The sequence below is a fragment of the Sphingopyxis sp. genome, assembly GCF_041916015.1.
In the GTDB taxonomy this organism is placed as follows: Bacteria; Pseudomonadota; Alphaproteobacteria; order Sphingomonadales; family Sphingomonadaceae; genus Sphingopyxis.
The window spans coordinates 1-10,694 of sequence record NZ_JAYSAH010000045.1 but is presented as its reverse complement, the minus strand read 5'-3'; the positions used below and the strand labels follow the sequence as shown (position 1 = coordinate 10,694).

General features: G+C 66.1%; 9 protein-coding genes. 7 read left to right on the top strand and 2 right to left on the bottom strand.

From position 1 onward, the window contains the following. Together ACE3SL_RS06190 and ACE3SL_RS06185 are read right to left on the bottom strand one after the other, a co-directional pair. Positions 1 to 1,273 (bottom strand): murein transglycosylase A (locus ACE3SL_RS06190; RefSeq protein WP_374524882.1); only part of this gene is annotated, 1,273 nt, incomplete at its 3' end. A gap of 218 nt (positions 1,274 to 1,491) precedes the next feature. Beyond that, positions 1,492 to 2,166 carry a Tim44/TimA family putative adaptor protein gene (locus ACE3SL_RS06185; RefSeq protein ID WP_374524881.1) on the bottom strand — a complete coding sequence of 225 codons (675 nt, stop codon included), beginning with the start codon at positions 2,164 to 2,166 and terminating at the stop codon, positions 1,492 to 1,494. A 237-nt stretch (positions 2,167 to 2,403) separates the two neighbouring features. Between ACE3SL_RS06185 and secB the strand changes: the two genes are divergently transcribed. The 7 genes from secB to ACE3SL_RS06150 all read left to right on the top strand — a co-directional run bounded on the left by secB (position 2,404) and on the right by ACE3SL_RS06150 (position 10,578). After that, positions 2,404 to 2,916: a protein-export chaperone SecB gene (gene secB, locus ACE3SL_RS06180; protein WP_374524880.1), complete on the top strand. Its 513-nt coding sequence runs from the start codon at positions 2,404 to 2,406 to the stop codon at positions 2,914 to 2,916. Positions 2,917 to 3,032: 116 nt separating this feature from the next. Beyond that, on the top strand, positions 3,033 to 4,643 hold the full coding sequence (murJ, locus tag ACE3SL_RS06175) for a murein biosynthesis integral membrane protein MurJ (protein WP_374524879.1): 1,611 nt from the start codon (positions 3,033 to 3,035) through the stop codon (positions 4,641 to 4,643). A 3-nt stretch (positions 4,644 to 4,646) separates the two neighbouring features. Continuing rightward, on the top strand, positions 4,647 to 5,654 hold the full coding sequence (gene trpS, locus ACE3SL_RS06170; RefSeq protein WP_374524878.1) for a tryptophan--tRNA ligase: 1,008 nt from the start codon (positions 4,647 to 4,649) through the stop codon (positions 5,652 to 5,654). A gap of 168 nt (positions 5,655 to 5,822) precedes the next feature. Then, positions 5,823 to 6,509, top strand: coding sequence for a DUF4136 domain-containing protein (locus tag ACE3SL_RS06165; protein WP_374524877.1), 687 nt, complete (start codon positions 5,823 to 5,825; stop codon positions 6,507 to 6,509). Between the two features lie 545 nt (positions 6,510 to 7,054). Next, complete coding sequence (locus ACE3SL_RS06160; RefSeq protein ID WP_374524876.1) at positions 7,055 to 7,678, top strand: DJ-1/PfpI family protein; 624 nt, start codon at positions 7,055 to 7,057, stop codon at positions 7,676 to 7,678. A gap of 89 nt (positions 7,679 to 7,767) precedes the next feature. After that, the gene (locus tag ACE3SL_RS06155) at positions 7,768 to 9,780 is read left to right on the top strand and encodes a GMC family oxidoreductase N-terminal domain-containing protein (RefSeq protein WP_374524875.1); all 2,013 of its coding nucleotides are present in this window, start codon (positions 7,768 to 7,770) and stop codon (positions 9,778 to 9,780) included. Positions 9,781 to 9,849: 69 nt separating this feature from the next. After that, a complete protein-coding gene (locus ACE3SL_RS06150) occupies positions 9,850 to 10,578 on the top strand; it encodes a rhodanese-related sulfurtransferase (protein WP_374524874.1) in 729 nt (242 codons plus the stop codon). Positions 10,579 to 10,694 lie beyond the last annotated feature (116 nt).

Genomic DNA, 10,694 nt, shown 5'->3' with positions numbered 1-10,694 from the left:
GCAGCAGGGCCGATCCGCGCCCCGCCATGCCGCCGGCGATCGCGCGCGCCTGATCGCCCGCGCCCCAGAAGCTGTCGAAGCGGTTCGCGCCCTTGATCGCGCCGCCGGTATCCTGCGCGATCCACAGCCCGTTCGGCTCGGCGCGATCGAGCGAGAGGAAGACGGGCGCGCCGAGCGGCACATATTTGGGGTCGGCGGCGAGGCTTGCGCGGGGCGTTACCGGCACGCCCAATGCACCGAGCGGGCCCGGCCCGGTGAGCTCGCGGAAGAAGACCCAGCTCGGATTCTCGTTCATCACCGCCGCGCCGCGCACCGGGTCGGCGCGGAGATAATCGAGAATCCCCTGCATCGACGCCTGCCCGCGCTGCAACTCGCCGCGGTCGAGCAGCAGCTTGCCGATGCCGACATAATCGCGGCCGTTCTGCGAATCATAACCGATCCGCATGATCGCGCCGTCGGGCAGGCGGAGACGGCCCGAACCCTGCACCTGCAGGAAAAAGAACTCGGCGGCGTCGGCCGCCCAGGCGATTTCGAGCCCGCGCCCCGCGAGCGCCCCGCTCTCGATCGTCTTGCGGTCGTAATAGGGAATGAAATTGCTGCCCTCGACGCGGCCGCGGATCTTCTTGCCCTGCAAATCCTTCGAGAAGGCGCCGAGATCGACATCGACCAGATCGGCCGGACGGCGATAGATCGGCACGTCATAGCCCGGACGCCTGTCGCGCGAGGCCGCGATCTCGGGCTCGTAATAGCCGGTGACGAAGGCGGTCCCCGCGCCGATCTGCACCGTGCCGAAATAGCGGCTGAAGAAATTGGTCGCGTCGCGGTCGGCCCAGTCCTTCGCGGCAGTGCAGCTTTCGGTCCATTCGCCGTTCTGCGTGAGCCCGCTCGCATCGGCGCGGCGAAGCAGCGCGGGGCAGCTCAGCCGAAATGCCTTCAGCGCGGCGGTCGCCTGCTCGGCGGCGACGCCGAGTTCGTTAAATTCGGGACCGGCGGTCACCCCTGCCTCGGCGGCGGTCGTCGCGGTCGCGGGCGGTGCCGGGGCGGGGAGCGGCGGATTTGGCGTTGCTGGAACCGGCTGCGCCGCGACGCTGCCCGTTTCCGAAGGACGCGGTGTATAAGGCCGCGGCGCGCCGGTCGGCGGCGGCGATGGCTGGGTGGAAGGCGGTGTTGCGCCGGAGCGCGGTCCACCCGCTTCGGGGATCACCGATGCGCAGGCGGAGAGCAGTGGCAGGATCAGCGCCAGCCCGAGAGCCGAACGAGCATCCTCCCGCATCGGATTTTTCGGGTTCACGCGAAGACGCGAAGACGCGAAGAGGTTGCCAATCGACGCTTCGCTCTTCGGCTCTTTGCGCGTAGCGCCTTTTATATCCGCCTGCGGCGGCAAGCCGTCTCCGGCGATCGCGCACGACCTCTTCGCGTCTTCGCGTCTTCGCGTGAACCAGAATCGCACGACGCCAGACTTCTGTGCCACCCGTGCTTCCCGCACGAGAATCAGGCGGCTTCGACTTCGTCGAGCAGCCAGTTCGGATCGCTGCTGCCGATCTGGCGGCGGAAGGTCCAGAGGTCGTCGGCCTGCGCCGCATCGCTCATCGATCCCGCGATCATCTTGCCCTCGGCATCGCGCGTCACCGCGCTGATATCGGCCTGATAGCGGACGGTGATACGCGCCTCACGGCGGCTCAGCTCGACCGCAGTGATCTTCGCCGAATCGATCCCGATCAGGCGGTTGTCGAGTGTCTCGCCGCGCGCGTCGCGCGCCTCGATCGCCGCGACGAAGGCTTCGTAGCTGTCGTCGTCGCAAAGATCGCGCAGCGTATCGCGGTCGCCCGACCAGAACGCCTCGAGGATCATGCGATACGCCGTCTCGGCCCCCTCGACGAAGCGCCCGGCATCGAAATGGCGGTCGGCAGCGAGCAGCTGGCGGAGGCCGGCTTCGGCAGCAGGCTCATAAACGAGCCCCGAGCTCCCCGGCAGCCCCGCCGGAAGCGACGCAGGCGCGTCGCCATCGTCGAGGCGGACGGGCGCCGGAGCGGGCGCGGCGCGCTCATCGCGGCGCGGCAGCACGGGTTCCTGTTCATGCCCGGTCCGCTTGCCGAGCACCGAATAGAGCCGCATGCCGAGGAAGGCAGCGATCATGGCGAGCAGGACGATCGAAAAAGCGGTCACAGGCAAAATCCGATAAGGAACAACAAAGGCATTGGCCGTTACATAGGCGATCCGCGGCCATGATTCAAATCACCATGGCCCCGGCCGGACGGCAGGTCAACGATTCAGCGCCGCGCGCTGTCCTCCGCGAACCCCCTTCGCACCATTGTACTCGCCCGCCGCCGCTGCTAAGCGCCGCCGCAACCTTCCGCCCTGCGGCGGACCCTTCCGTCATCCTATAGTGAAAGCGTTACCATCATGGCTGATGAAACCGGCACCGACTTCAACCCCGCCCCGCAGGCGAACGGCGAGGACACCGCGCCCGCGATCGGTCTGATCTCGCAATATGTGAAGGATCTGTCGTTCGAGAATCCGAACGCCCCCGCCGCCTATCAGTGGCAGTCGGCGCCGCAGATCGACGTCCAGTTCAACATCGGCGCTGACAATGTCGGCGAGAATCTCTATGAAGTGTCGCTGAAGATCGACATCAGCTCGAAGGCCGACGAAGGCACGATGTTCGTCGTCGACCTCAAATATGCCGGCCTGTTCGGGGTCCGCAACGTCCCCGACGACCAGCTCCAGCCCTTCTTCCTCGCCGAAGCGCCGCGCATCCTCTTCCCCTTCGCGCGCCGCGTCGTCGCCGACGTCGTCCGCGACGGCGGCTTCCCGCCGCTGCTGCTCGAGCCGATCGATTTCCACGGCCTGTTCATGCAGCAGGCGCAGGCGCAGGCCGAACAGGTGGGCGACATGGCGCCGGCCGGTCAGGCCTGATCTGACTTGAAAACCTCGTCATTGCGAGCGAAGCGAAGCAATCCAGGGCGGTTTACGCACACTCTGGATTGCTTCGCTTCGCTCGCAATGACGATGGTGATTGAAAAAGAGGCCGCATGACCAGCCTCGTCAGAAGCGTCGGGACGATCGGCGGGCTGACGATGGTCAGCCGCATCTTCGGCTTCGCGCGCGACATGCTGCTCGCGCGCGTGCTCGGCGCGGGGCTCGCGGCCGACGCCTTCCAGCTCGCCTTCACGCTGCCGAACACCTTCCGCCGCCTGTTCGCGGAGGGCGCCTTCTCGGTCGCCTTCGTGCCCATGTACAGCCGCGCGCTGCACGGCGGCGGCGAAGCGGGTGAGGATGGCGAGGCCGCCGCGGCGAAGTTCGCCGACGATGTGCTGTCGGTGTTCCTGTGGGTGCTGCTCGCCTTCTCCGCGATCATGATGATCGTGATGCCGGCTATCGTCTGGATTCTCGCGCGCGATTTTCAGGAGGTGCCGGGCAAGTTCGACTTCGCGGTCTTCCTGAGCCGCGTGACCTTCCCCTATCTCGCGCTCGTCAGCCTCGTCGCGATGCTGTCGGGCCTGCTCAACGCGCGCTCGCGCTTTGCGCCGGGGGCCTTTGCGCCGGTGCTGCTCAACATCGTGCTGATCGGCGGCATCATCACCGGCTGGTGGCTGCGCGGACCGCAAGGCGACGACCGGATCGTCGCGACCGCGCTCGCGGTCGCGGTCAGCATCGCGGGGGTCGTCCAGCTTGCCTATCTCTGGTGGGCGGTGCGCCGCGCGGGCCTGAAGCTCCACTGGCGCTTTCCGACATTCACGCCCGAGGTAAAGCGCCTCGGCATGCTGATCCTGCCCGCCACCTTCGGCGCTGGAATCTATCAGGTCAGCCAGTTCGTCGATACCTTCTTCGCGACCTCGCTGCCGCAAGGCTCGCTGACCCTGCTGAAGCTCGCCGACCGGCTCAACCAACTCCCGCTCGGCATCGTCGGCATCGCGCTCGGCACCGCGATCCTGCCGATGCTGTCGCGACATATCCACAGCGGCGACGCCGCCGAGGCGCAGCGGCTGCAAGCCAATGCCTTCGAAACGGCGACGCTGCTCACGCTGCCCGCCGCCGCCGCGCTCGCCATCTGCGCCCCCGCCTTCACCACCGCCTTCTTCGTCGGCGGCAAGTTCACCGCGGGCGACGGCGCGATCATGGCGCAGATCGTCGTCGCGCTGATCTGCGGGCTTCCGGCCTATGTGATCGTCAAGATCCTCAATCCGGGCTTCTTCGCGCGCGAGGATACGCGAACGCCGGTGTGGACCGCGCTCGCCTCGCTGATCATCAATGTCGCGATCAACCTCTATGTCGTCGAGCGCTACGGCATCGTCGGGCTCGCCGGGGCGACCGCGGTGTCAGCGTCGGTCAACTGCCTGCTGCTCTATATCATCCTGCACCGCCGCGGCTGGTTCCATTTCACTGCGAAGCTGGCGGGCAAGATCGCGCGCCAGCTGGTTGCGGTCGCGGTCATGGCGGCGCTGCTCTGGTACATGATGCCGCTGATGCAGCCCTATTATGGCGGCAGCGCATTCCAGCGGATCTGGTCGCTCGCGATCCTCTGCGGCGCCGGCGGCGCGGCCTTCTTTGCCGCCGCCTTCCTCGTGGGCGCGCTTGACAAGGATCTGCTTGCCATGCTGACGCGGCGCCGCCGCAATGGCGCGGCAACCACGAAGGAATAAGACATGCGGACGCTATCGGGCATCCAGCCCACCGGAAATTTGCACCTCGGCAATTATCTGGGCGCGATCCGCAACTGGGTGCGGATGCAGGACGAGATGGAGGGCGACAAGCTCTATTTCCTCGCCGACCTCCATGCGATCTCGATGCCGCACATCCCCGCCGAGCTCACCGCCAACACCCGCGCGATGACCGCCGCGCTCGTCGCCTGCGGCATCGACACCGATCGCTCCGTCCTCTTCAATCAGGCGCGCGTCCCCGCGCATGCCGAACTGCAATGGCTGCTGAACGGGACCGCGCGGCTCGGCTGGCTGAACCGGATGACGCAGTTCAAGGACAAATCGGGCAAGAATCGCGAAAGCGCATCGGCGGCGCTCTACACCTACCCCGTACTGCAGGCGGCCGACGTGTTGCTCTATCAGACGACGCACGTCCCGGTCGGCGAGGACCAGAAGCAACATCTCGAACTGGCGCGCGACGTCGCGCAGAAATTCAACAATGATTATGCCAGCGAAGAGGTGCCCGTCTTCACCCTGCCCGAACCGATCATCCCGGCGGGAATGGCACGCATCATGAGCCTGCGCGACGGCGCTGCGAAAATGTCGAAGTCCGACCCGTCGGACATGAGCCGCATCAATCTGACCGATGACGCCGACACGATGATGCAGAAGGTCAAAAAGGCGAAAACCGATCCCGAGGTGCTGCCGTCCGAAGCCGCCGGGCTGGCGGACCGCCCCGAGGCGCGCAACCTCGTCGGCATCTATGCCGCGCTCGCCGATACGAGCATCGATGCGGTGCTGCGCGACTATGCGGGGCAAGGGTTCGGCGCGTTCAAGCCCGCGCTCGGCGAACTGCTGATCGAAACGCTCGGTCCGATCAACGCGCGCTACGTCGCGTTGAAGGACGATGTCGCGGCGCTCGACGCGATACTCGACAAGGGGGCGGAAAAGGCTCGCATTCTCGCGAAACCGACGCTCGATGCCGCTTATGCCGCGCTCGGCCTCTGCCGTTGACCAGGCCGCTTCGGCCAAAGGAAATTCTTGTTTCTCGCCGCCCCGCCCCCATATTGGAGCGAGGTGCCATCATGCGGCGAAGCGGGTTCAACCAAGGTTAAGTCGCATCGGCGTAGTCATGTTAACAAAGGCGTCCTGCAAGCGTCTTTCCGAATCACGGAGCATGGTATGAGCAAGATGATTTCCCGCCGCCTCGGCCTCGCCGCAATCGCCGGCGCCGCGCTGGCGCTCGCTGGCTGCGCGACCCCCTTCAAGGCCGACGTTGCGCGCTTCCAGACCCAGCTTCCCGCGCCGCAGGGCCAGAGCTTCGCGATCGAGGCCGGCAATCCGGCGCTGCAGGGCGGCATCGAGTTCGGCCAATATGCCAATCTCGTCGCCGGCGAGCTGACCCGCTACGGCTATCGCCCCGCCGCGAACGGCGAACGCCCCGACCTGGTCGTCCGCATGGATTATGGCGTCGACAAGGGCCGCGAGCGCGTCGTCTCGAGCCCCGGCTTCGGTGATCCCTGGTACGGCGGCTTCGGCCCGTCCTACTACCGCCCGGTGATCGTGCGTGGGCACGGCGGCCGCCGCTTCGTCTATGGCTATCGCGACCCCTTCCTGTGGGGCGGCTTCGGCCCGGGCTGGGGCTATAATGACGTGTCGAGCTACACCGTCTACACCAGCGGCCTCAATCTCCAGATCAACCGCGCCGCCGACGGCTATCGCCTGTTCGAGGGCCATGCCGAGGCGCAGTCGCGCGACAACAACCTGCAGGCACTCGTCCCGAATCTGGTCGAGGCGATGTTCACCGGCTTCCCCGGCAATTCGGGCGAGCGGGTGCGCATCACGGTGGCGCCCCCCGAAAAGGGGTAGGCCCGCTTCCCGAAGCTTACAAAAAGCCCGCTTTCCCTCTGAAAGCGGGCTTTTTGTTATGGAGCGGATGAACGCGGCTTTCGGCCGGGAGTTGCCGCACTCTCTCCCTTCGTCATTCCCGCGAAAGCGGGAACCCAGGGATGGGTATGCGGACGGACGCTCTGGGTCCCCGCTTTCGCGGGGATGACGAAGTAAAGAAAGGGCAGCGCCCGCTTCCCACCCCAAAACCGCCGCCGACCACTCCGGAAAAAATCGCTGTCCTACTTTATCGTCCCGTGCCAGCCTCGACGCCGCTCTTTGACATCACCGGCTTTCGCGAACCCTCCCTAAAGCGACAAAGGAGACAGTTTCGGCGTGCACATCGGTATCCTTTGTCGCTTTAAGCCGGCTGCGAACACCACAAGGAGGCGCTCGAAGCCACAAAGGGCACAAAACCACCGGGCGCATGCGGGGCTTTCGTGGCTTTGCGGCGAGCCGGGTCCATCGGGCTCTGGATATATGGGACGGCGCAGTATAGGGCCCGCCGGCTTTCAGGGAGTTATGACGTGCAGATTGCGGTGCTGACCTTCGACGGTTTCAACGAGCTCGACAGCTTCGTTGCCGCCGCGATCCTCAACCGGCTGCGCGAACGGGGCTGGGAAGCGCATATCACCTCGCCGACGCCGCAGGTCACCTCGATGAACGGGGTGACGATCGAGCGGCAGCAGCCGCTCGACTTCGCGGCCAAGGCCGATGCGGTAATCGTCGGCAGCGGCATCCGGACGCGCGAGATCGCCGCCGATCCGCTGATGCTCGGCCGCATCCGGCTCGACCCGGCGCGCCAGCTCATCGGCGCGCAATGTTCGGGAACGCTGCTGCTCGCAAAGCTGGGACTGATCGGCGATCTTCCCGCCTGCACCGACCTCACCACCAAGCCCTGGGTCGTCGAGGCGGGGGTGGAAGTGCTCGACGCGCCCTTCGTCGCGCACGGCAATGTCGCGACCGCCGGGGGCTGCCTCGCCTCGCAATATCTCGCGGCATGGATTATCGCGCGGCTGGCAGGCACCGAAGCGGCCGGGGAAGCGCTGCACTATGTCGCGCCGGTCGGCGAGAAGGCCGATTATGTCGCGCGCGCGCTGGCGGCGGTGCAGCCGTTCCTGCCGGTGGATGCCGTGGCGCGCAGCGCATAGGCCCTCGTGCTGGCGATCCCGTACAATACAGCTTGCGTCTCGCGCCTGTAAGCCGCCATTTGTGGATAGGGGCAGGCAGGGGGCAGGCTATGGCGGCACCGTTCAATTTCGGGCAGCTCAAATTTCTGAAGGCGCTGACCGAGGCGCTGTTCCACGGCGCCCCCATGGCGATCACGCCCGATCAGGTGGTCGCGAACGTTGTCGATCTGTTCGCGAAGGTCGGGGGAACGAAGCTCGACGAGATACGCCTGTCGCTGACCGCGACCGAGATCGTGCTCGGCCCGCTGTTCGCCGAGGTCGGCGTCGAAACACGCGCCGAACGGATCGCCGGCCGCCTCCAGAACAGCCGGATCGACCTTTTTCAGGACATGGCGCGGCTGCGCGGCGTCATCTACGGATGCTATTATGGGCATTGGCAGGCGGGGATCGAGCCCGGCGATCAGGACGCCAATGCCGCCAACCCGGTGCATCGCCAGATCGGCTTCACCCTGCCCAAGTTCCGCACGCGCGGTGCCGGCGAGATGCCGATCGAGCGCGTTGACGGGCGCGAGATCGATCCCGCGCATATCCTCGATGCTTCAACTCTTGCGGACGAATATGACGTGATCGTCATCGGGTCGGGAGCGGGCGGCGCGGTCGCAGCCTATCATATGGTGCACGACCATCGCTACAAGGTGCTGATCGTCGAGGCCGGGCCCTTCTATCCCTCGCCGCGGATCAATCATCACGAGCTCGACATGGTCGCGAACCTGTTCAAGCACGGCGCGCTCCAGACCTCGACCAACCGCGATTTCGTCGTCTTTCAGGGGCGCTGCGTCGGCGGCTCGTCGACGATCAACAACGGCATTTGCCTGCGCGTCAACGAGACGGGGCGCACGCACCCCGACGCGGTCGATGTGTTCGCGAAATGGAACAGCATCGGCGCGCCGGTCGATGCCGCGGCGTTCCACCAAAGCTATGACGCGATCAAGGCGCGGCTCGGCATCGACACGATCGAACCGCGCAGCGGGCGCCACAACGGCCCGCACCTGATCAACGGCTGGCACGCCTATGCCGCGACCTCGACCGATCCCAAGGACAGCCGCGCCGTCGCCGACTGGTTCGCGAAGAATTTCGGGCCGCCGAACACGCCGACGGCGTGCGCCTATTGCGGATATTGCAACGCGGGCTGCGCCTATGGCCGGCGGATGGGGATGGCGCAGACCTACCTGCCCGAAGCCTGCCGCGAAGGCGCGCGCATCCTGCCCGGCACCAAGGCTGAACGCATTCTCTGGCAGACCGCGATCGACGGCCGGCGCGAGGCCGAGGGGGTGAAGCTGGTCCTCCCCGACGGGTCGAAGACGCTCGTCCGCGCCCGTGTCGGCGTGATCGTCGCAGCCGGCACGATCGCCTCGTCGAAGCTGCTCAGCCGCAGCGACATCGACAGCACCGGCTATCAGGTCTCGCTCAACATCGCCTCGCCTGTCGTCGCGCTGATGCCGCCGGGGGTCGGCGGCGACGCGTGGGACGAGGACCAGATGGCAAGCTATGTCGATTGCGGCGACTTCCTCCTCGAAAGCCATTTCCAGCCGCCGATGGCGATGGCGTCGCTGATGCCCGGCTGGTTCGCCGACCATGCCGCGCGGATGCGGAATTTCGGCCGCGTCCATTCGGCGGGTATCCTCTTCCCCGCCGACCGGCTCGGGCGGATGAAGGACGGCAAGCTCGCCTTCAAGCTCGATACCGACGATGATCTCCCCGTGCTGCGCCGCGCGATGGCGACGCTGACCAAGGTGCATTTCGCGGCGGGCGCGCTCGAATGCTATCCGGCGCTGACCAGGGGACAGGCGGTGACGCCGGGCATGGACATCGACGCCTTCTTCGAGGATGCGATCCGCGAATCCGACGATGTCACCCTGTCGAGCAGCCACCCGCACGGCGGCAATGCGATTAACGAGGACCCGCAATATGGCGTCGTCGATCCCGAATGCCGCGTTCACGGGACGACCAATGTGCTGGTGACCGACGCCAGCGTCTTCCCGACCTGCATCCGCGTCAATGCGCAATGGACCACGATGGCGATGGCGCATTATGCGACCGCGCGGCGCGATCCCTTTCGCTAGCCCCTTTCGTCATTGCGGCCGCCTTCGGCTCCTCGCAATGACGACGGCTTTTGTTTATGGGGCGCCGCTATGTCCTTCACCGTCGCCGCCCTCTATCGTTTCGCGCCCTTCGAAGACCCCGCCGCGCTGCGCCAGCCGTTGCTCGACCTCTGCGCGGCGCACGGGGTGAAGGGAACGTTGCTCCTCGCCCGCGAGGGGGTGAACGGGACGATCGCCGGAAGCGCCGACGGCATCGCTGCAGCCATTGCCCACATCCGCGCGCTTCCCGATTGCGCCGACCTCGACGTCAAATATTCGACCGCCGCCGGGATGCCGTTCCAGCGCCTCAAGGTGCGGCTGAAAAAGGAAATCGTGACGATGAAGGTGCCGGGCCTCGATCCGGCGCGCGATGCGGCGCCCTATATCGACCCCGCCGACTGGAACGCGCTCGTCGACGATCCGGACACGGTGCTGATCGACACGCGCAACGATTTCGAGGTCGGTTACGGCAGCTTTGCCGGCGCGATCAACCCGCATACCAAGAGTTTCGGCGATTTCCCCGGCTGGTGGCGCGACCATGCCGCCGAGTTCGCGGGCAAGCGCGTCGCCATGTTCTGCACCGGCGGCATCCGCTGCGAAAAATCAACCGCTTTCCTGCGGAGCGAGGGGGTTGCGGACGTGGTGCACCTGAAAGGCGGCATCCTCGCTTATCTGGAACAGGTGGCAGAGGCGAATACCCGTTGGCACGGAAGCTGTTTCGTCTTCGACGAGCGGGTGAGCGTAGGGCATGGGTTGGTCGAGAAGGGGGAGAAACAATAGCGGTTTGATGACGTCGGCATTGGGGTGGGTAGCGGACCGCCCTCTATTTCCGTTCGTGTCGAGCGAAGTCGAGACACGCTTGGGAAGTGCCAGCCTTCGCGTGTCTCGACTTCGCT